Genomic DNA, 21,469 nt, shown 5'->3' with positions numbered 1-21,469 from the left:
GCGTATAGCCGAACTTGGGGAGAACTTCTCGCCCGGCGCGCCGCTGTTTTCGTTGATCGACCTGCAGAATCCGTGGTTCACGTTCAACCTGCGAGAAGACCTGCTGAGGGGCTTGAAGGTTGGAGACGGTTTCGATGTGGGCGTGCCGGCAATGGGCGACGCCAATATTCCCGTCAAGGTCACAATGATCAATGCGCAGGGCCAATATGCGACCTGGCGCGCCACCCGCGCCACAGGTGATTTCGACCTCCGCACCTTCGAAGTGCGGGCAAGCCCGGTCAACCCGATGCCGGGCCTGCGTCCCGGCATGAGCGCCATCGCCTCATGGCCGCCCGCGGGGCACTGAGATGATGGCGAAGGGGCGACTGCGCCCCGGCTTCCTTTTGGTTTTCAGGCGGGAGTTCAACCGCTTCGCGCGTCGACGCTTGCTGCTGTTTCTGACAACCGTTCTGCCGCTGTTATTGATGGGGTCTCTCGCTGTTGTGTTCAGTGCGGGCCTCGCCACGCAGCTTCCCATTGCTGTGCTCGACCTTGACGGTACTGACCTCTCGAGGACGATCGTCCGCACGGTCGATGCGACACCCGATGCTGCCGTGACCCGGCATGTCGGCGATCTTTCGGAAGGCAGGCACTTGATCCTGTCAGGCGAAGTTCGCGGGCTGCTGATGTTGCCCCGAAATCTTGAACGCGACGTCTATGGCGGACGTCGTCCGGAGGTGGTCTTCTTCTACAACACGCAGACGATGACCTCGGGCAATCTCGTGTTACGTGGCATCAATTCCGCCGTGCCGGCTGTGGCTGCCGGTATCCGTCTGTCCTTGCGAACGGCAGAAGGGCAGCCGCTCGAGGCGGCGCAGGCCGCGTTAACGCCGATTCCCGTTCAGATCAACCCACTGTTCAACCCGACCCTGAACTATGCGCATTTTCTGTTGGCCGCGTTGCTTCCGAGCGTGCTGCAAGTCATTGTCGTGACCACAATGGCCTATGCTGTGGGCCTTGACGTGGAAACCTCTCATCGCCTTCGCGTGCTGAGGCGATTGGGGGGCGGCTTGTGGCCCGCGATGGCCGGAAAGATCCTACCCTATACGCTGTTATTTCTGGTCGTGCTCGGCATTGCCGACTGGGTTCTTTTCGACATCCTCGACATGCCCCTGCGCGGCAACCGCTATCTGCTGATCCTTGCCGGCATCCTGTTCATCCTTGCCGATCAGTTCATCGGAGTGCTGCTTGCGTTGCTGCTTCGTCCAATGGCAAGCGCGATCAGCATCGGCACCTTGTTGATGGCGCCGGCCTTTGGCTTCATGGGCATCGGCTTCCCGAGGATTGGCATGAACGCCTTCGCCTATGGTTGGGGACAAATGATACCCGGCACTTGGTATCTGATGGCTCGAATCGATCAAACCATAAGAGGAGCGCCGCTCTATCTTTCCTGGAGGCCGATTGCGGTGCTTCTATTCATGGTGCTGCTGCTTGCAAGCCTGACGGCCCTGCGTCTGGAAACCATTCGCGCACGGCGCCGAACTCGGCCGCTCAGGCAGGCGACGGTCGGAGGGAGGGCAGAATGAAGTCTGTCCTCACAGTCTGCCGTCTCGAACTTCGCCGCGTTTTCTCGCTAAAGCCAGCCTTTGCGGTTCTGGTGGTGGCATCGGTCATCTATGCCGCATTCTACCCGCAACCCTATCGCACGGAAGCGCTGCGCGACGTGCCGATCGCAGTGGTCGATCTGGACGGAACAGAAAGCAGCCGCGAACTAGCCCGACGCGTGGACGCCTCCGCAGACGTCGCTGTAGCGAGTGTCTTTCCGGATCAGGCGAATGCCAGGCAGGCAGTCTATGCTCGAAATCTGTTTGGCGTGCTTGTGATCCCTCAATATTTCGAGCGTGATCTGCTGCATCATCGACAAGCGCCGATCGCTCTCTATGCCGACGCGAGCTATTTCCTGATCTATCAGCGCTTGTCGGGCGGCGTCGTGGCGGTTGCGCGCACGATGGGCGCGGAGGTGGAAACAGCCAGGCTCATTGCCGCCAAAGTCGACCCTGTCCTCGCCGCTGCGGCGGCCGATCCCATGCCACTGACTGCAGTGCCCCTGTTCAATCCCCAGGGCGGCTATGCCACTTACATTCTACCCGCCGCTTTCGTTTTGATCCTTCAGCAAACCTTGCTGATCGGGGTCGGCCTGCTGGGCACCTACCGAAACGATCAGGCAGGCGCCGAGTTGACTGCATCGGCAGGACCAGCCGCGATCGTTGCCGGAAAGCTGTTGGCCTATCTCGTCCTCGAAACTGTCATTGTGTCGTTCTATCTGATCGCGCTCCCCTATCTCTACCATATACCGCGCCTGGGAACGGCGCTGACGATATTCACGATCGCCCTGCCCTTCGTCCTCGCCGTCGGTGCTTTAGGACTGGTCCTCGCCGGGCTGCTTCGCGATCCGCTAACGGTGCAACTCGTCTCAGCCGCCCTCGGCATACCGTTCCTGTTTCTGGCTGGCTTTTCCTGGCCGACGGAAGCGATCCCGCCCTTCCTTCACGCCGTTGCGGTATTGCTGCCGAGCACTTCCGCCATCAATGGAATCGTCGCCGTGGCCCAATTGGGCGCGTCCATCCGGGACGTACGCGAACCCTTCCTGACTTTGTGGATACTGGCCCTGTGCTACAGCGCAATCGCCGTTCTCCTCGAGCGCAGGACCGGACGGAAGGACACCACGTCATGACCGGCGGCGCCGCCGCAAGGGCAACAACGCCGAAGCCGGTCGAAATTCGGATGGGCGCGCCATGAATATTACCCTTTGGACCGATCCGATCGTTCAGCTATTCGCTCTGGCTGTTATAGGCTTGCTGATCAGCCGACTCATGCTTCGTCGGCATCCTGTCTGGAGGCTGACCGCCCACATCGTTTTCCTGATCGCATTGACGGCCCTGCTGCTTTACCACGGTATCGAACCATATGCGCCTGATACCCATGCCGGAGATGTGTCACGGCGCGTCTTCATTGGCGTCGCCAAAGCCGTCTGGTGGATCGGGGGCGCAATGGTACTGATCAGCTCGGTTCGCCTCTTCCTGATTTTTGAGCGAAGACCACGCGAAGCCCGCCTCCTTCAGGATTTGGTCGTCGGGCTCATTTACCTGGGAACAGCCCTTTCCATCATTGCATATGTCTTCAGCGTCCCAGTCGGCACATTGATCGCTACCTCGGGCACATCCTCGGCCTCGCATTGCAGAGCACGCTGAGCGATGTGTTCTCGGGCATCGCAATGAATCTGGGGCGTCCGTACTCCGTTGCGGATTGGATCGTGCTTGACGACGGCGTCGAGGGACGTGTCATCGAAACGAATTGGCGAGCGACGCATCTCCTTAACGGTACGAACGACCTCGTCGCCATTCCGAATAGCCGGCTGGCGAAAGCGAATCTTACCAACCTCAGCAGTCCGGACGAGAGCCATGACATCTCGATCAAGATAAGACTAGCGCCAGCACCGCCGGCCACTATCGAGGAGGTCATGCGGACGGTTTTGTTCAGCTCGAACAACATTCTCAAATCGCACGCGCCATCGGTGACCATCAAGGGCATCGACGGTCAAGCCGTTGAGGTGGAGCTAAGTTGCCGGGTGAGAGACATGGCGCATATTCCGGTTGCCACTAACGAGGTCTACGATCTCACATTTCGGCATTGCAAGGCGGCAGGACTGCCGTTGGCGATGCCTGTACCAGTCGGCGTCGCCCACGAGCAGGATCCCGGCTACCCGCAGCATCCCAGCACGGCCTGGCGTCTACGGAATGCAATACCACTCTTTTGGACCTTGACGGAGGACGAGAAAGAGACGCTTGCCGCGAGCATGACGCGCCAGACCTATCGCAAGGACGCGATCATCGTCGAACAGGGTTCCAAGCTCACCTCCCTGATGCTGATACGAAGCGGTGTCGTCGCGATGACGCGAAAAGACGACGACCGGGAGATCGAGCTTATGCGCCTTTCGCCAGGCGACTGCCTGGGAGAAGAGGGAATGTTGACGGGTGCGTCGGCACCGGGGAGCGTCAAAGCGCTGACATTCGTCGTCGCCTACGAAATCAAGCAGGATCGGCTCGCCGCACTCATGCATGATCGCCCTGCCCTCGCCGACGAACTGGGGCTCATCCTCTCGCGGCGCCTTGAGGCCGAAGGCCCCAAAACGACCGAGCCCCTTGCACGCGACACGGAAGCGACGACATTTGCCGCTCGGATCCGACAAATCTTCCAGCTGTCTTAATCGGAGGTGGAACCGACGCGCACCGGTGTCGATCCAAAGCGGCCCCGCTATGATGAGTTCAATCCCGCCTATCCCAAGAGGTGTTCAGGGCGGGCAGATAATAGCTAGCCAGATTCATACTTTTCATCTGCAATCGACTGCTTTTCCACTCCGCTTATTCCGTAGAATAGAAATCCTCCTCCCGTGCGTTCAGCATCGCGGCCAGTGTACGCAAGCCAGTGTCGAGCTGATCCATTGTTGGAGCGGCCAATGCCAACCTTACCGCGTTCGGTGCATGGCCGGACGTGACGGCGAAGGTCGTCGAAGGCGTCAAGGCAATGTCGCGCCTTGCTGCGGCTGCGACGAAAGTCTGCGAGCGCCAGTGCGCTGGCAGCGTCAGCCATAGATGATAGCATTTTTGGTTGGCCTGGATTTCGAATCCTGAAAGCCGATCAACAGCCAACCTCTGACGCGCCTGCGCATCGAGCCGCTTCAGTCTTGCAAGCTCGGCAACGGTGCCGTCCTCAATCATTCGCTGTGCGGCTGCAAAGGCAAATCCTGACGCGGTCCATCCCCCGGAACGCACCGAGGTCATCACGGTTTCACGCAACCGCAGTGGCGGCACGACGAAGCCGAGCGTCAGACCGGGCGCGGCCTTCTTGGAGAGGCTGTCGATGACAATGCAGGAGTCAGGCGCCAGTGCGGCAAGCGGCGGCTCATCATCGAGGAAGCCGTAGACATTGTCCTCGATAACCGGAAGGTTCAGTTTTTCGACAACCCGCAGGAGATCGGTGCGGCGCGCATTGGACATCGTTACGCCCAGCGGATTGTGTATCGCCGGCTGGATGTAGATCGCTGAGAGATGCGCCTCATTGTGGACCTTTTCCACCGAGTCAGGCCGCACCCCTCCTTCGTCCATCGCCAGCGGCACCAGTGTAATGCCCAGCCTGGCGGCGATGCCCTTGATGAAGGGATAGGTCAAAGCCTCCACGCCGCAGCGGCCGCCCGTGGGAACCACTGCGGCGAGCGCTGCGGCGATGCTCTGGCGTCCGTTGCCGGTGAAGACGAGTTGATCGGCGTCCGGTGACCATGCCTTTTGGGATAGGTATGTGGCTCCGATGCTTCGCATCGCCGGTGATCCGACGCTGGTCGCCTGTCTCAATGCCAGATCCAATGCGGCAGGTTTCTCCAGGCCATCCAGGCTCTTTGCGATGAGCGCGGTCTGCTCGGGAAGCATCGGATAATTGAACTCGAAGTCGATCCGGATGCCGCGGGGTTCACCAGGCGCTGTCACACCGCGTTTGGCGTCGCCGGAGATGAACGTGCCCCGGCCTACTTCGCCGACCACGATGCCGCGCCGCAATAGCTCGGCATAGACGCGGCTCGCCGTCGAAACGGCGATCTTTCGCTCGTAGGCAAAGCTTCGCTGCGGAGGCAGGCGGTCGCCCGGCCTAAGCGTGCCGTCGGCTATCTCCGCGGCGATAACGTCAGCGAGCTTCAGATATTCAGACTTCGACATAATTGCACCGAGATCAATGTTTTGATTGAACCGAGACATTATTGAAGCATACTGTCTGCGTCAACCGGATTGCTCCGGGCATTACTAAGACCTGCGAGCAATGTGCACGCGGCCGCGCTTGACAAGCGCTGGCACCGACGGCGTCGCATTGCCGCGGCGTAACTACTGGAGACCAGAAATGTCTGCAACCGTTTCAACGACCGTCCGGCCTGCGGGAGCCAAGAGCCCCCACGCAAGTCTTTGGATACTCAGCACCCATTGGGAGAGGATTGCGCGCTTTTTCGTCCGCCGCGCCGCCATTGCAAGGCTTCGCGAGCTCGACGACGACGCACTAAAGGACATTGGCCTCGCGCGTTCCGAGATCGAAGCGGCGGCGCACGGCCTCATGCCGGGCGAGGATATGATCATGGCTGCGCCGGAACTGATGACTGCTTCCGCATCTGAAAGTAGGTCCTCACTTAGACGATTATACAGGTGATGTAGCGCGGCCTCGATGCGATTGCGCTCACGAACATCGACGAGCGAGGCCTTTCCCAACAGCAAGTTTCATTGCGCGGGCAGGGTCCGAGCCGTCGCGGTTCCCGCACGATAGGAGGGAGAACATGAACAGCAAAGCATATGCTATGAAGTTAGGTCGACGCGATTTCCTGGCGTCGACGGTCGCTGGTGCAGTCGCATTGAGCGTCCCAATGACCGCAAACGCCAAGCCGGGCGTCGCGGCTACTGATCCGAAGATCCGCCCATTCACCTTCCACGCGTCGAAAGAGCAGCTTGCCGACCTGCGCTCCCGCATTCTGGCGGCGAAGTGGCCTGAGCGCGAGACAGTGCCAGACGCAACGCAGGGCGTGAACCTTGCGACGATGAAGAAGCTTGCCGACTACTGGGCACATCATCACGACTGGAGCAAGGCAGAGGCCGGCATCAATCTCTGGCCAAACTATATCACCGAGATTGACGGGCTCGACATCCACTTCATCCACGTGCGGTCGAAGCACGCGAACGCGCTACCGGTGATCATCACCCATGGCTGGCCGGGGTCGATCATCGAGCAACTCAAGATCATCGGTCCCCTCACCAATCCGACTGCGCACGGCGGCACCGAAGTGGATGCGTTCGATGTTGTCATCCCTTCGCTTCCCGGCTACGGCTTCTCGGGCAAGCCGACCGTCACCGGATGGGACCCCCAGCATATCGCTCGAGCATGGGTCGAACTGATGGAACGTCTCGGCTATACGCGCTACGTCGCCCAGGGCGGGGACTGGGGCAATGCAGTCACCGAGCAGATGGCGCTCCTCAGGCCGGCCGGGTTGATCGGCGTTCACACCAACATGCCGGCGACGATTCCGGACGAGATCGCCAAAACGCTCCCCGACGGCCCTGCCCCGGCCGGCCTCTCCACCGACGAACTTTACGCCTGGAAGCAGCTTTCGTTCTTCTACAAACACGGTCTCGGCTATGCCCAGGAAATGGCAAACCGGCCGCAGACCCTCTATGCGCTGACGGATTCTCCGGTCGGCCTGGCGGCTTGGATGCTTGACCATGACGATCGAAGCCGTGACTTGATCACGCGCGTCTTCGACGGCGCGCATGAAGGGCTAACGCGGGACGACATCCTCGACAACATCACGCTCTACTGGCTGACGAACACTGCCGTCTCATCGGCGCGTCTTTACTGGGAAAGCAAGCTCGCCTTCTTCCAACCGAAGGGCGTCGAACTGCCGATGGGCGTCAGCGCGTTCCCGGACGAGATATACACGGCACCGGAAAGCTGGGCCCGCAAGGCCTATCCAAATCTCGTCCACTACAACCGGCTCCCCAAGGGTGGGCATTTCGCCGCCTGGGAGCAGCCCCAGGCCTTTAGCGAAGAGCTGCGAGCGACCTTCCACTCGCTGCGTTGAGCAAGTTTCACATGCTGCACGACGGCAAGCCGAAGGCGCGGAGCACTCGACAAGCGCTCTTGCCGACGGCGTCCCATTGCCTGGAGCAACCATCGGAGACAGGAAAATGTCTGCAAGCAATTCAACCAACGTTCGCCTCAAGGGGACATATGGGTCTGGCCCTTGGGTGAGGATTGCGCGCTATTTTGTTCGTCGCGCCGCCATTGCAAGACTTCGCGAACTTGACGACGCATTGAGGGACATTGGTCTTGCGCCGTCCGAGATTGAAGCGGCAGTCTGCGGCATCGCCGCACGCAAGCGGCCGAGCTTATGATGATAACCTCCTCATCAGTTGCTCCGGATCTGACGATTGCCACGATCCTCGTCGCCTTCGCAGGCGTCTTCCTGATCTGCCTCATGAAGGGTGCGTTCGGCGGCGGCTTTTCCATTATCGGCATTCCCTTGCTGTCGATCGTGATGGATCCGGTCACTGCCGGCGGACTGCTCGCGCCCCTATTCGTGGTCATGGATCTTTACGCTCTGCGCTACTGGAAGCGATCGACGTGGTCGAAGCCCGATCTGCTGCTGCTACTGCCGGGGCTCCTCTTCGGTATCGGGTTCGGCTACCTCCTGTTTCGCGTCCTCGACCATCGCGCCATCGCGATGGTGATGGCTGCGACCACCCTGATCTTTGTCGGCCTCTGGTTCGTGAAGGGCGCAGAGGTCGTAACGCGGCCGCGCTCGACGCCGAAAGCGATCGCCGCCGGCCTTGCCTCGGGGATTACCACGATGGTGGCGCATTCGGGCGGTCCGCCGCTTGCGATGTATCTCCTGCCGCTCGGCCTCAGCAAGGAGGTCTACGCGGGAACGACGAGTCTGTTTTTCACCGTCGGTAACGCGACCAAGGCGGTGCCGTGGCTGCTGCTGGTGAAGCCGACTGCCGAGCTATGGATGTTGATGGTGATCTGTCTGTTCGCCGTTCCAAGCGGCGTGTCGCTGGGCTGGAAACTCCATGGAATGCTCGACCAGCGTCAGATTTATCGCGCCTGCTACGGGCTCTTGGTGGTCACCGCGATGAAATTGTTGTGGGACGGCGTATCGGGATTCGTCGCATGAGCGCCAACAGCAGCTTCCAGTTTGCCTGTGTCGGTAGGAGTGTCAAATGACAATGGCTGCATCGACATCGACCTGGTTACGCCTATGGCACTGGCGCGACGCGCTTTCGCCCCTGCCGCTTTGCATCACTTGGCCTCCGTTGGGTTTTGCGGGTATAGCTCCGGCGAGTTCGTATAACCGGCGTGCCAAGGCATAGGCAGGCGGCTTCCATCGCACAAGTGATCGACCCGGCGGACATATCCGCCGGGCCTTTTCTGTTCAGCTAATCCAATGCTGGCGCACCGAGCGCGACGTGGCCCGACGTTAGACAAGCGCTTTGCCGACCGATGCACCGCCGTCGACGAACAACGTCTGACCGGTGATGAAACCCGCATCCTCTGAGAGAAGGAAGGTCACGGCTGCCGCCAGCTCGTTCGGCTTTCCAAGCCGCCTCAGCGGTACCATCGACAGGAAGCGCTTTTCTGCCTCGCTGCCGGCAGGCGTGTTTTCTCGAAACATTTCGGTTTCGGTTGGTCCCGGTGCGACGGCATTGACGGTGATGTTGTGTTGCGCCAATTCCAGCGCCCACGTGCGCGTGAAGCTGATGATCGCGCTCTTGGCGGCCGCATAGGCGGTGCGGTCAGTCACGCCGAGGACAACCAGACTGGAGAGATTGACGATGCGCCCCCAGCCTTTTTCCCGCATCGTCGGCAGGAGCGCCTGCACCGTTTGCACCGTGGGCGTGAGATTGAGGCGGAACGCGTTGTCGAGATCGTCCAGTGCAAGCGCGCTGAGCGGAGCAAGCTTGATGAAGCCGACATTGTTGACGATGCCGTCGAAGGAGTGGCGATCGGCAAGGCTGGCCAGCATGGATGCGGTCGCCTGGCGGTCGGTGAGGTCGACGGATACGAGCGTGCCCGGAAAGGCGGGGTCATCGGCGCGGCGGGCAAGGCCGACCACATGGTGGCCGGCATCTGCCAGACGATGGGAAATGGCACGGCCGATGCCCTTGCTGGCGCCGGTGACGAGGAAGGTTCTCTTGGACATGGAAGCTCCGGAATTTATGTTGTTGCTATGTGCATCGGAAAATCGGCATGGCTCCGTCGCCCGGCGTGCTTGCGCCGGTGCGTGGTGGCAGAAATCGTAGAGGATAAGGTGTCGCCTAGCCGACCGTGTCGCCGATCATGGAGGGCCGGTCATGACCGCACTCCTTCCGGCATGGGCCACGGCTGGCCAAGCAGGGTCAACGCCGGTGCGACAAGCCCGTAGAGAAGCTCCCGCTCCGGGCGTATTCGGGCCAGCACGCGCAGCCCCATGAGCATGCCAAGCAGGTGGCGGCCGAGGATGGCCGGCGGCTGCCCAGCCGGTATCTCGCCGGTGCATTGCCCGGCGGCCACCGAACGGACGAAGAAATCTTCGATCATCCGCGTCTCATTCGCAACAAGGTGCCGCAGTTCCGGGTCCGACGGGGTAGCCTCGATGGCGCTGTTCACCAACATGCAGCCACGATGTTCCGGGTCGGCCAGGGAACGCTCCAACACCTCGACGAAGAATTGCCGCACCGCCACCGCTGGCGAATACGCCTCTTCGAGGCGGTCAATGCGCTCCCGCAAGGTCTGATCGAGATAGTGATCGAGTGTCTGCAGAAACAGCGCCCGCTTGTCGCCGAACGCATTGTAGAGACTTGCATGCGTGAGGCCCATCACCTGCGTCAGATCACGGGTCGTCGTCGCCTCGTAGCCTTTGGCCCAGAAGACATCTGCCGCCCGTTCCAGCACGTGGGTCTCGTCGAACTCTCGAGGCCGCGCCATATTCCTTGATCCTTGCAACCGCAGAAAATTATTTTAGATCATCCGCTCTAATTTGAAATAGAGCATCTGCTCCAATACTGCAAGCCCGATTCCGCCCCTGCCCTGTTCCATGGATATCCCGCGTTCCTGACGAGTTTCACGGAGAGACGGCTAGCTGTTTTGTCCGAAAATCTCGAAGCTCCATTTGGAGATGAATGGCCCGCAATGGGACAGGACGAAATGTCGAAGGCGAACGCCTCTGGCAGGTTCGAAGAGCACACTTGAGGGCTTCCGCTTTTTGCCTATTGCGGGCACGAACTAACCGTTGCGTTAGCGACCAGCCCACTTTTATTGTTGATCTGTCGTGGATCGATAGGTGCCGATCTGCGATCTGGTTTTGCCTTGTGGCGCCAAGAATGTCCAACCGGCACGCTGTTACGAGGCGACGATCATGCCAACGCGTTATCAGTCGAGGGCCGACCCGTTCGACGCCATCATGCCGAATGTCATTCCACCGGCGGCTTTGGTGCAGGGATCGGGACTTGAATGGATGCCGGTCTTTGATGGAGCTGTCTACGCGGTAGTTTCTTTGCAGCGGACGGATTTCGGGCGTGCGCAGGCGAGCATGCGGTTGAGCACGGCGCAGGCGATGACAACTTCTGTCTGTTGGGCGTGAAACGAGCGGGCCCGCAGGCGCCGACCGACGATGGCTCTGTACCGTCCTATTGCGGTCTCGACGAGAGATCGTCTGCCATAACCGTTGGAAGCCTGCCATTTCATCCGGCCGTCTCTGCGGATTGCGGCGATATGCAGGTCCCCTCGGGGCTGGCCGCCGCGGGTCCTGCGTTTTGGCGCTTGCCAGGTCGACAGGGCTTCCGGTGTCAGCCACAAGGTCAGGCTGCCTCGCCGACGAAGTCCAGCCTCATACTCCTTCCAGTTCGTCACCCTGAATTTCATCTTCTCGATGTCGATGGCGACGGGAGGTGTTGTGTTTGAAGGGCATGGCGGCGCTAAAATGGTTATTGAGGTTGCCGATCGCCTAAACCAAGATCAATGAAGGATCTGTGCACCAATACTACGGTTAATCAGATCAGCCGGGGTCGTGTCGGCCTCAACATCGTGGCTAAACGGCGCTCGCCAACTTGCAGGGCGCGTTCGTTGATCCGCAGTAGAGACGAGCCGGAACGATTTGCATGGGAGATCGCGGCTTTATCGTCGTCGATGATCCCGATGTTCATTGGTCGCGATCGCCTGTTCCAATCCGTCCGCGTCGTGCTCGCCTAAGCGCTGGCACCAGAACATCGTTGTCAGCTGATCCAGATGCTCGCGCATCGCCTGTTCGGCGCGATCGGGGTCACGCGCTGCAATGCCATCATAGATAGCGCGATGGGCTTCGTAGGCCCTCTGCTCCTGACCATCGGCAGCCAGCGTTACAATACGCTGCTCCTTCAGCCATTCCGAAATCTGGTCATGCAAGGCGACAAAGACGAGGTTGCGGGCGATACGGGCGAGTTCGAAGTGAAAGGCTATGTCTGTGCTGGTGAACCCGTCGCGATCGCCGATCGCCAGCCGGTTGGCTTCCAGCGCCTCACCCAACGAGTCTAGATCTTCAGGCGTCGCAGTGCGTGCCGCTTCGCGCGCAAGGCCGACCTCGAAGAACATACGGGCACCCTGGAATGAACGCTGGCCCTCCTCGGTCGATAGCATCTGTCGGACGGCCGGCGCCATGCCCGTGAAGATATGGCTGGCGGTTGGCATCAAGACCTTGGCGCGGGCGCCATTGGTCAGTTCAACGAGACCAGCCTTCTGCAGCGAGATCAGCGCTTCGCGAATAGCCGGGCGACCGACGCCGAAGCGCGATTGCAAATCGCGCTCGGGAGGTAGCTGATCTCCAGGCTTCAGTTTTCCGGATAGGATCTGTCCCTCCAGATGTGCAGCCACATGCTCGAAGAGTTTCTTTCGTTCTATGATGAGTGGGTCGACCATAGACCTTTCATACCATCATGCTTGACAACCATGCAATAGCTTGCAATTCTAAATCGGAAGATCGAAGACGAAGACGCATTGCCGCGAGCATCGCTCTGCAGTGACGAACTGCAGTCCCATCGGCAGTTTGTCTCGCGTCTCGTGACCTTGATCTTCGCTTAGGGAGGAGTTCTGAATGAAAATCGCGATTCTGGGCGGGGGCGGAGCTATGGGTGGGATATTCGGAGGATATCTCGCTCGCGCTGGCAATCGCGTGACGCTGATCGATGTCTCCAAGGAGGCGGTGACGGCGATCAACGACCGCGGCCTAACCATAGAGGAGAAAGATGGCTCGCAGCCAGTGATCACTGTGCCTGCGAGCGACGATCCTGCCAGTGTCGGACCGGTCGATCTCATCATCAATTTCGTCAAATGCTATCACACCGAAGCAGCCGTTCGGGCCGCTGCACCGATGATCGCAAGGGACACTGCGGTGCTTAGCCTGCAAAACGGGTGGGGCAACGCGCCGCGCATCGCCTCGATCGTCGGCGAAGACCGGGTGCTGGTTGGCTTGACCTATCATGGCGGCACGCTGCTGGCCCCCGGCCGCGTCAAGCATCCCGGTTCGGGTATGACCTATATTGGTGAGCTTACCGGCAAGCCGACAGAACGGCTCAGTGAGATCATCGAAACGTTCTGCGCGGCCCAGATCGACACCACCCAATCTGACAGGATTCTCGACGAGGTCTGGAAGAAACTGGCGCTGAATGCCTGCACGCTGCCCGTTGCCGGCCTGTTGCATTTCATGTCGCACGAACTCGTCGCTTTCGACGGCACGAAGAGCCTAATGGCCGCCATTCTCGAGGAGGTTGTGGCGGTGGCGACCGCGCAAGGCATCGCGCTCGATTACGATGAACGCTGGGCTGCAATCACCGGCCTGCTCGAGAAGGCTGTGGGTGGCAAGGCGTCAATGCTACAGGACGTGGAGGCCAAACGGCAGACCGAGATCGAGGTCATTAATGGCGCGATCGTGGCAGCCGGCCAGCGCTTTGGCGTCCCGACCCCGCACAATGATACGATGGTCTGGATGATTCAGGCTGCCGAGCGCCACTACCTCCAAGCCAAGGCTCAATAGTGTCATGGCACCGCGGTTGGAAATCAAAGATCTTTCCAAGTTTTTCCCCGGCGTGCGGGCACTCGATGACGTCTCAATGAGCGTGGATGTTGGCGAGATCCGCGCTCTGCTCGGCGAAAATGGTGCCGGAAAATCCACGCTCGGGAAGATTGTCGCCGGTGTCTATTCGCGCAGCCAGGGTTCCATCTCCATTGATGGCGACGAAATAGGGGAGTTCGACGAGAAATCGGCCGGCGTTCTCGGCATTGGCATCGTCCACCAGGAGGGCTCGCTCGTTCCACAGCTATCTGTTGCAGAGAACATCTTCGCTGGCAGGCAGCCAACGCAATGGCTGGGTCAGGTCGATGTCCGCGCCATGGGGGATCAGGCAAGAGTGCTGATCGGCCAGCTCGGCGTTGCCATTGATCCGGCACTGAAAGTTTCGGCTCTATCGCCGGCACAAGCCCAGATCGTTGAGATCGCCAAGGCATTATCGCGCGATTTGAGGATACTGATCCTCGATGAGCCGACAGCCGCATTGACGCTTACTGAAACGGGAAAACTTTTTGATGTGGTCCGCCGGTTGGCAGGAAACGGGGTTTCCGTCATCTACGTATCGCACCGTCTCGCCGAGATTTTTGCACTCTGTCATTCGGTGACCGTTCTCAAGGACGGCAAGCTTGCCGGCACCCGCCGCGTCACCGACACCACTACGGACGAACTGATCCGCCTGATGGTGGGACGCGACGTGCACTTCTCGCGCTCGGCGGCCACCCGCGAGATCGGCGACATCGTGCTCGAAGCCGAAGGCATCGACGCACCGCCTCTCGTGAGATCGGCCTCGATCAAGATGCGGGCTGGCGAGATTGTCTGCCTCGCCGGGCTTATCGGGTCTGGACGCAGCGAATTCTGCGAGGCGATCTTCGGCGCACGCCGCAAGCGCAGCGGCTCCATCCGCATCGGCGGCAAGGCGATTGATCCGCGAGGTCCGTGGGACGGCAAACATGCAGGCATCGGCATGGTCCCGGAAGACCGCAAGGCGGCTGGGCTGTTTCTCGGCATGGACATCATTAACAATGTCGCCGCGACAGTCCTTTCCAAGGTTTCCACAGGTGCAAATTTCTCGAACCGCAAGGCCGAGGTCCTGGCCAAATTTTTCGTCGACGAGCTGCGCATCGCAACGCCGAGCGTTCGCCAGATCGTCGGCAACCTCTCCGGCGGCAACCAGCAGAAAGTCCTGCTGGCCAAATGGCTGGCGATGGAGCCGCGCCTGCTGATCGTCGACGAGCCGACACGCGGCGTCGATGTCGGAGCTCGCTCCGAAATCTACCGGCTACTGCGGGCGCTCGCGGATAGGGGCGTCGCCCTGCTTGTCGTCTCGTCGGATCTGACAGAGGTGCTGGCGCTCGCCGACCGCATCGTCGTGATGGCGGAAGGCCGAACCGTCGGCGAATTACCCGGCGAGGGGGCAAGCGAGGAACAGGTGCTGCGCCTCGCGACCAAATACACGGAATCGGTAGCAGAGGTGCGCAAAGAACCAGGAATGGTAGGGGCATGATGACAATGCAGGTCACACAACCGGTAACCGAGGCTGCCGAACATCGACACGAGATTCTTTTCGTGCGTGTGGTGCGACGTCTCGCCGATTCCAGGGAACTGACGCTTTTTGTGCTCGTCGTGGCACTCGCGCTGGCGATGAGCATCGTCTATCCGAATAATTTTCCGACGGCCTCCAACATGCGGGCGGTGCTGCTCAACCTCGCGCCCGTCGGTATTCTGGTCTGCGGCATGATGCTGCTGATGATCGGCGGCACCTTCGACCTGTCGGTCGGTTCGACCCTTGCCTTTTCCGGCGTCTGGGCCGGCGTCGTCGCCGGCTGGTGGGGCTGGCCGGCTGAGGTCGCGATCCTGATCGGTATTCTGGTGGGCGCTCTATGCGGCCTTATCAATGGGTTGATCGTCACGCGCATTGGCATCAATGCGCTGATCGCGACGCTTGGAACTCTGACCATTTACCGCAGCCTGACCTATGTCACCGCCGGCACTGGCGTCACACCGATCACCGATGCGTTCGCGCGATACGGTCGCGCCGCCGACCCGCTGCTCAGGATCCAGTCGCCCTTCTGGGCAATGCTGGTGCTGGTGATTGTCGGGGGTTGGCTGGTGGCGCGCACGCGCTTCTTCCGACAGTTCTATTTTATTGGCGGCAATCCACGCGCTGCCCAACTTTCGGGCATTCGGGTCGACCGGCTCATCTTGATTGGCTTCGTCGTCATGGGAGCGATGGCAGGCCTAGCCGGAGTCCTGGGTGCGGCCCGCCTCAACAGCGCGGTGGTCAATGCCGGCGTTGGCATCGAGCTCAAGGTCATCACCGCAACCGTGCTCGGCGGCGCGAGCCTGAAGGGCGGCGAAGGTACGATTCTCGGCGGCATTCTCGGCGTGCTTTTCATCGCGTTGATCGAGAACGCCATGATCATTAACGCGATCGGCGTGTTCTGGCAGGGGTTGGTGGTGGGGCTGGTCCTGCTGTTTGCCGTCTCGCTTGATCGTTTCAAGACCAGCGGTCGCGCCTGAGGAGGCATTCCGACTACCGGATGCGGGCAGAAACCGGGGCAACGAAAACTGAGGAGGAAATGGGCATGAAATCGATAATGAAAACGATACTCTCCGGCGCGGCATTTGCCGCCGTCGCACTGCTCAATACGTTTCCGGCAAGCGCGCAGGAATCGTCTTTCGGACCGGCCGATGCGAAGGAGACCTACTATTGGATCTCCAATAAGGCGAACCTGCCTTTGTTTGTACAGTATGACTATGTTGGCATGAAGCGGATTGCCGATGAGCTCGGCGTCAAGGTAATCGTTGCCGGACCGACCGACTTCGACGTGCCCGGCTTCATCTCCGCGGTCGATCAGGTTTGCGCGCAAAAGCCGAGCGGTGTCTCCGTCGTCGGCGGCTGGGACCCGTCACTGACCGAGTCGGTCAAGAAATGCATGGAACAGGGCGTGCCAACAGTCGTCGATGACGGCGACCTGCCGGATTCGGGCCGCCTGGCTTATATCGGCACGAACTGGACCCAGGTCGGCGTCGCGCAGGCCAAGAAACTGATGCAAATGCTGCCCAATGGTGGCAAAGTTGCATCGATGTCGATCATCAACGCTGGCAACATGCGTGAGGCCGTTGCAGGTTTTAAGGCCTATGTCGAAGCTAACGGCGGCGGAAAATACACGATCGTCGCAAATGAGGACGACGGCGGCGATGCGCAGAAGGCGGCGCAGGTCACCGCGGCTATCCTTGCCGCCCATCCCGATATTGCCGGGCTGGCAGGATTCGATTCCGAATCCGGTGCCGGCATCGTCACAGCACTGCGTGAAGCCGGCAAGAATCCCGGCGACATCAAAGTGACGGCCATGGAGCAGACCCCGGACTTCTTCAAATCCGCCAAGGAAGGCTGGGTCGACGCCATCGTCGTGCAGAACCGTGAGCTCTTCATCTACTATGCGGTTAAGCTTCTGCACGACTACAACAACAACATGCTCAAGTCGGCAGGGCTCTCTTCGAAAGAAGGTGGCCGACCGATCCCGGACACGCTCGACACTGGCGTCCTGCTGGTCACCAAGGACAATGTCGACAAAGTCTTGACGGCCCTGAACGTGAAATAGTCTGAACCTGGACTAAAGCCAGCTTTGTTCATGACTCGCGCAGCGGACGGCGGCGCACGATCTCCCGTCGCCGGACGCCAAACACTACCCGAGGATTTGACATGGCACTTCATCCCACCACCCGCATGCGTTTCCACGGCGTCGCCGCATACGAGATACTGACGCGCGACGGTTTGCGTATCCTGTGCGATCCGTTTCTCGATCAGAACCCGGGTGCCGCGACCAAGTCGACGGAGTTCGATCATGTCGACCTCGTCGTCGTCAGCCACGCGGCCTTCGACCATCTTGGCGACACTGATAAGATCGCCGCCAAATATGGCTGTCCGGTCGTCTGCGGCGGTGAGGTGAAGGCTTGGCTGATGGACCGCGGGATCCCCGCCAACCAGATCCGTGCCACGACCTGGGGCATCCGGGTCAAGGTGGCCGGCATCGAGATTCAGCCAGTCGAATGCCATCATTGGTCGCAGATCAGGTTGAAGGACAATTCGTTTATTTCCGGCGTGCCGATGGCGTTCATCGTCTATGCCGATGACAATCTGCGCTTCTACCACTACGGCGATACGGCCATATTCTCGGACCTCAAGCTGCAGGCCGAGCTCTACAAGCCGAATGTCGGCTGTATTGGCATCGCCAACCCGCAGGAAATCCTGTATCTCACTCCGATGCCGGGTGAAATGCTGACCGGCGAGATGAGCCCCTACGAAGGCGTGCTTGCCACACAATGGCTCGGCTTGGAGACCGTGCTGCCCTGCCACTACATTACGCTCGACGGCGACAAGTACGTTGCCGAATACATGAAGCATCATCGCGAGGCCAGGGCACGCGGCGAAGCGATTGCCGATCCCTATTTGTTGCGCGCCGGCGACTGGATCGAGTTCGATTGCGAAGGCAAGGTCGTGCGACCTGCCAAGGCGGCCTGACGATATGCGAGCGGCAATCTTTGACGCCCCTTTTTCGATCCGCGTGGCTGAGGCACCGAAGCCGGAGCCGCAAGCGGGGGAGATGCGAGTCCGGGTAAAGGCCGCCGGCCTTTGCGCCGGCGACCTTTACATCTACACCGGCAAGAACCCCTACGTGACCTATCCGAGGATCGGCTGTCATGAGATTGCCGGCATCGTCGAAGCCTATGGAGCAGGCACCGCCGGCCCGGCGATCGGCACACGCGTGGTTGTCGATCCGTTCATCGGCTGCGGACATTGCTATCCGTGTCGGATTGGCAAACGCAACTGCTGCGCCAACCTGACTATTGTCGGCGTCCATCGCGAAGGGGGCTTTGCTGATTTCGTGACGGCGCCGGTTCAGAATCTGAATCTTGTGCCGAACAGCCTCACCGATCTCGAGGCAGCCTTCGCCGAGCCGGTCGCCATCGGCGTGCAGGGCTGCCGCCGCGGCATGGTTACTTCAGAAGATACCGTGCTGGTGCTCGGCGTCGGGCCGATCGGCCTGGCGATCGTCGAAGTGGCCCGCGCCTTAGGCGCGAAGGTCTACGCGACGGATCTCTCCGCAGAGCGCCTGTCGACTGCCGCAGACCTCGGCGCGATACCCATCGCCGGTGGAGCTGGTCTTCTTGAACGCGTGCGCGAAATCACCAATGGCGAAGGCATGCCGGTGGTCCTGGAAGCGACCGGCGCCGCGCCGGCGATGGAAGAAACCATCGATCTGGTCGCCGCCGGCGGACGCATCGTGATCCTCGGCCTGGTCAAGAAGGGTCAGGGGATCACCTTCCCCGGCCTCGATTTCACCCGCAAGGAAGTGACGATCCATGGCTCGCGTGCATCGGTTGACTGTTTTCCCGAGGCACTGGCTCTGCTGGCTTCCGGCAAGATCCACTACCCGAAGATCGCAAGTTCCTTCGCACTTGGCGAGGCACCCGAGGTCTTCCAGAAACTCGCAACAAATCCAATGGCCTTCCACAAGGCCGTATTCATTCCGGAGGACTAGATGAAGCTCGTTACCTTCTCCCATCGCGAGGGAGGCCATGTTCATCACGCCGGCGTGCTCGACGGCGATCACGTCGCTTGCCTGACGGAAGCAGGTATCGCCGGCAATGTGATGGAGATCGTGCTCGGCGGCAAGCAGATGCTGGATCATGTCCGCAGCGGTGTTGCCAAGGCGCCGCGCTACGCGCTGGTCGACGTAACGCTGGAAGCGCCGATCCGTCCGGGCAAGGTGTTATGTTCCGGCATCAACTACAAAGGCCACGCCGAGGAAAACCCCAACGCGAAAATGCCGACCGAACCGTTTTTCTTCGCCAAGCTGCCGACTTCGGTGGTCGGACCCGACGTGCCGGTGGAAAAGCCCGATAGAACCGAGCAGATGGATTACGAGGTGGAGTTCTCCGCCGTCATCGGCAGCAGACTGCATAGGGCCACGGAAGCCGACGTGGTGCCGGCGATCTTCGGCTACACGCTGCTCAACGACATTTCGGCACGCGACGTGCAATTCAAGGACAATCAGATCACCATCGGCAAGAACTTTCCCGGCTTCTCGCCGATCGGTCCGTGCATCGTAACCTCAGACGCGATGCCGCATCCCGACAATGTCGCGCTGAAGACACGGCTGAACGGCAAGACGCTGCAGGACGGCAGCACTTCAGACTGGCTGTTTTCACTGCCGAGGCTGATTTCCTTCCTGTCGCAATATATCCCGCTCGAACCCGGCGACATCGTATCGACGGGAACGCCTGCTGGCGTCGGCATCTTTCAGAAACCCCCGATCTTCATGAAGGCCGGCGATGTCGTCGAGATCGAAGCCGATGGGATCGGCATCCTCAGAACACCGATCGTTGCGAGATAGAGATGACGAAGAGGGCGATCCGGATCGGTGTGATCGGCTGCGGTTTTTACGCGCAAAACCATCTGAATGCGTGGAAGGACCTCTCGGCTGATGGAGCCGTGCTTGCCGCGGTCTGTGATGTCGACGTCGGCAAAGCCGAAGCGGCCGGCCGCGAATTCGGCGCTCCCTCCTACACCGATGCCGCGGCATTGCTTGCGACCGAACGGCTTGACGCGGTCGACATCGTTACCCGCCACGACACGCATCGTGCGCTCTGCGAACTGGCAATAGAGAAAGGCGTCGCCACCATCGTGCAGAAGCCTTTCGCTCCGAGCTGGGACGACTGCGTGGCCATCGTCGAGGCAGCACAGAAAGCCGGTGTGTGGCTCGCGGTTCATGAAAATTTTCGCTTCCAGACACCGATGCGTCATGTCAAGCGGGTGATCGACGGAGGCGCCATCGGCACGCCGAGCTGGGCACGCATAACATTTCGAACGGGCTTCGACGTCTATCGCACGCAGCCCTACCTCTATGACGACGAACGGCTGGCGATCGCCGATGTCGGCATCCACGTACTTGACGTCGCACGCTTCTTTATGGGCGAGGTCGAGCGCATGTCCTGCGAAACCCAGCGCCGCAGTCCCAAGGCGCGGGCCGAGGATACGGCGACGATGCTCCTGCACCATCGCGGCGGCGCGGTCAGCGTGGTCGAATGCACCTATGAAGCGCGGCGCGATCCCGACCCATTCCCGGAAACATTGCTGGAAATCGAGGGAGAGGCCGGGTCGATTGTCGTTCGCAGCGGATTGTCGATGCGGATTACAAGCCACGGCAAAGTCACCGAGCAGGATATCGGCTCAGTTTTGCGACCGTGGACAAGCCACCCCTGGCATGTTTCGCAGGAAGGCTGTTTCATGGCCTGTCGCCATTTTCTCGATTGTCTGCAGCGCCAGGTCCCCGCCGAAACATCGGGCGAGGACAATCTCAAGACCTACGCCCTTGTGGACGCGGCCTATCGTGCGGCCGCCGAATATCGGGCAATCGTTCCCGCCCAGTGGAAGGGAAGCGCCAGCGCCCTCCCGACAGACGGGAGGGTGCAATGACGACAACGGGTCGGCAAAAGGCGCAAGGACGATGGAGGCAAAGGGGTGGTGCCGCCCCCTTCGCGATCACCGTAACGTTCGAACTCATCGAGGGCGCCTTTCCCGAATTCCATCAGCTGGTTAGTGAGAATGCGGCGATTTCCGTCGAACTCGAGCCGGATTGCCTGCGCTTCGATGTGTTGACGCCGGCGGATGCAACCGATCCAACGCATGTCTTTCTGTATGAGATCTACAAGGATCGGGCCGCCTTTGACCTGCATCTTGCTTCGGACCACTTCCGCCAATTCGACAAGCGCTCTCGCGACCTGGTGACCAGAAAGACCGTCTTTGCTTACACTGTGCAGGAA

Annotated in this window: 19 protein-coding genes and 4 pseudogenes; 17 read left to right on the top strand and 6 right to left on the bottom strand. The window is 60.4% G+C overall.

The features are described 5' to 3' along the window. From ACPYOJ_RS28525 to ACPYOJ_RS28510, 4 genes and pseudogenes are all read left to right on the top strand, one after another. Nucleotides 1-346, top strand: a pseudogene (locus ACPYOJ_RS28525) (HlyD family secretion protein); the annotation flags it as partial. Nucleotides 347-350: 4 nt separating this feature from the next. Next, nucleotides 351-1,565 carry an ABC transporter permease gene (locus ACPYOJ_RS28520; protein WP_481419246.1) on the top strand — a complete coding sequence of 405 codons (1,215 nt, stop codon included), beginning with the start codon at nt 351-353 and terminating at the stop codon, nt 1,563-1,565. Further along, nucleotides 1,562-2,713, top strand: coding sequence for an ABC transporter permease (locus ACPYOJ_RS28515; protein WP_481419245.1), 1,152 nt, complete (start codon nt 1,562-1,564; stop codon nt 2,711-2,713). Before ACPYOJ_RS28520 ends, ACPYOJ_RS28515 begins: the two co-directional genes overlap by 4 nt. A 61-nt stretch (nt 2,714-2,774) precedes the next feature. Then, nucleotides 2,775-4,246 (top strand): annotated as a pseudogene (locus ACPYOJ_RS28510) (cyclic nucleotide-binding domain-containing protein). A gap of 154 nt (nt 4,247-4,400) precedes the next feature. Here ACPYOJ_RS28510 and ACPYOJ_RS28505 read toward each other — a convergent pair. Beyond that, nucleotides 4,401-5,744: an aminotransferase-like domain-containing protein gene (locus ACPYOJ_RS28505; RefSeq protein WP_481419244.1), complete on the bottom strand. Its 1,344-nt coding sequence runs from the start codon at nt 5,742-5,744 to the stop codon at nt 4,401-4,403. A 100-nt stretch (nt 5,745-5,844) separates the two neighbouring features. On the opposite strand from ACPYOJ_RS28505, the gene ACPYOJ_RS28500 reads away from it, so the two are divergent. From ACPYOJ_RS28500 to ACPYOJ_RS28490, 3 genes are all read left to right on the top strand, one after another. Beyond that, on the top strand, nt 5,845-6,222 hold the full coding sequence (locus ACPYOJ_RS28500; RefSeq protein ID WP_481419243.1) for a DUF1127 domain-containing protein: 378 nt from the start codon (nt 5,845-5,847) through the stop codon (nt 6,220-6,222). 124 nt (nt 6,223-6,346) lie between these two features. Then, nucleotides 6,347-7,642, top strand: a complete 1,296-nt coding sequence (locus ACPYOJ_RS28495) for an epoxide hydrolase family protein (RefSeq protein WP_481419242.1) — start codon at nt 6,347-6,349, stop codon at nt 7,640-7,642. Between the two features lie 312 nt (nt 7,643-7,954). Continuing rightward, nucleotides 7,955-8,737: a sulfite exporter TauE/SafE family protein gene (locus tag ACPYOJ_RS28490; RefSeq protein WP_481419241.1), complete on the top strand. Its 783-nt coding sequence runs from the start codon at nt 7,955-7,957 to the stop codon at nt 8,735-8,737. A gap of 303 nt (nt 8,738-9,040) precedes the next feature. Here ACPYOJ_RS28490 and ACPYOJ_RS28485 read toward each other — a convergent pair whose 3' ends face one another. Beyond that, nucleotides 9,041-9,763, bottom strand: coding sequence for an SDR family oxidoreductase (locus ACPYOJ_RS28485; protein ID WP_481419240.1), 723 nt, complete (start codon nt 9,761-9,763; stop codon nt 9,041-9,043). 149 nt (nt 9,764-9,912) lie between these two features. After that, on the bottom strand, nt 9,913-10,527 hold the full coding sequence (locus ACPYOJ_RS28480; protein WP_481419239.1) for a TetR/AcrR family transcriptional regulator: 615 nt from the start codon (nt 10,525-10,527) through the stop codon (nt 9,913-9,915). Nucleotides 10,528-10,882: 355 nt separating this feature from the next. Between ACPYOJ_RS28480 and ACPYOJ_RS28475 the strand changes: the two genes are divergently transcribed. Beyond that, nucleotides 10,883-11,182 (top strand): hypothetical protein, encoded by a 300-nt coding sequence (locus ACPYOJ_RS28475; protein ID WP_481419247.1) that lies wholly within the window; start codon nt 10,883-10,885, stop codon nt 11,180-11,182. Here ACPYOJ_RS28475 and ACPYOJ_RS28470 read toward each other — a convergent pair. The 3 genes and pseudogenes from ACPYOJ_RS28470 to ACPYOJ_RS28460 all read right to left on the bottom strand — a co-directional run. Next, nucleotides 11,080-11,322 (bottom strand): annotated as a pseudogene (locus tag ACPYOJ_RS28470) (IS5/IS1182 family transposase); the annotation flags it as partial. The gene ACPYOJ_RS28475 and the pseudogene ACPYOJ_RS28470 sit on opposite strands and share 103 nt — an antisense overlap. Nucleotides 11,323-11,325: 3 nt before the next feature. Continuing rightward, nucleotides 11,326-11,463, bottom strand: a pseudogene (locus ACPYOJ_RS28465) (IS5/IS1182 family transposase); the annotation flags it as partial. A gap of 252 nt (nt 11,464-11,715) precedes the next feature. Further along, nucleotides 11,716-12,492 (bottom strand): FCD domain-containing protein, encoded by a 777-nt coding sequence (locus ACPYOJ_RS28460; RefSeq protein WP_481419238.1) that lies wholly within the window; start codon nt 12,490-12,492, stop codon nt 11,716-11,718. 175 nt (nt 12,493-12,667) lie between these two features. On the opposite strand from ACPYOJ_RS28460, the gene ACPYOJ_RS28455 reads away from it, so the two are divergent. The 9 genes from ACPYOJ_RS28455 to ACPYOJ_RS28415 form a co-directional block, all read left to right on the top strand. Next, nucleotides 12,668-13,606, top strand: coding sequence for a ketopantoate reductase family protein (locus ACPYOJ_RS28455; RefSeq protein WP_481419237.1), 939 nt, complete (start codon nt 12,668-12,670; stop codon nt 13,604-13,606). A gap of 4 nt (nt 13,607-13,610) precedes the next feature. Beyond that, nucleotides 13,611-15,143, top strand: a complete 1,533-nt coding sequence (locus ACPYOJ_RS28450; protein WP_481419236.1) for a sugar ABC transporter ATP-binding protein — start codon at nt 13,611-13,613, stop codon at nt 15,141-15,143. Then, nucleotides 15,140-16,159, top strand: a complete 1,020-nt coding sequence (locus ACPYOJ_RS28445; protein WP_481419235.1) for an ABC transporter permease — start codon at nt 15,140-15,142, stop codon at nt 16,157-16,159. Before ACPYOJ_RS28450 ends, ACPYOJ_RS28445 begins: the two co-directional genes overlap by 4 nt. Before the next feature lie 65 nt (nt 16,160-16,224). Then, nucleotides 16,225-17,244, top strand: coding sequence for a substrate-binding domain-containing protein (locus ACPYOJ_RS28440; protein ID WP_481419234.1), 1,020 nt, complete (start codon nt 16,225-16,227; stop codon nt 17,242-17,244). A 101-nt stretch (nt 17,245-17,345) separates the two neighbouring features. After that, nucleotides 17,346-18,164, top strand: coding sequence for an MBL fold metallo-hydrolase (locus tag ACPYOJ_RS28435; RefSeq protein WP_481419233.1), 819 nt, complete (start codon nt 17,346-17,348; stop codon nt 18,162-18,164). An 82-nt stretch (nt 18,165-18,246) separates the two neighbouring features. Continuing rightward, nucleotides 18,247-19,185 carry a zinc-binding dehydrogenase gene (locus tag ACPYOJ_RS28430; RefSeq protein WP_481419232.1) on the top strand — a complete coding sequence of 313 codons (939 nt, stop codon included), beginning with the start codon at nt 18,247-18,249 and terminating at the stop codon, nt 19,183-19,185. After that, nucleotides 19,186-20,040, top strand: a complete 855-nt coding sequence (locus ACPYOJ_RS28425) for a fumarylacetoacetate hydrolase family protein (protein WP_481419231.1) — start codon at nt 19,186-19,188, stop codon at nt 20,038-20,040. 2 nt (nt 20,041-20,042) lie between these two features. Further along, nucleotides 20,043-21,122: a Gfo/Idh/MocA family protein gene (locus ACPYOJ_RS28420; protein ID WP_481419230.1), complete on the top strand. Its 1,080-nt coding sequence runs from the start codon at nt 20,043-20,045 to the stop codon at nt 21,120-21,122. Then, the coding region (locus tag ACPYOJ_RS28415; protein ID WP_481419229.1) for a putative quinol monooxygenase at nt 21,119-21,469 on the top strand (351 nt) is incomplete at its 3' end. The genes ACPYOJ_RS28420 and ACPYOJ_RS28415, both read left to right, overlap by 4 nt.

It is taken from the genome of Rhizobium sp. SVR5-9E (assembly GCF_056755095.1).
Note: the sequence above shows the minus strand (reverse complement) of the source record. Positions and strands in the feature narration are given on the sequence as shown.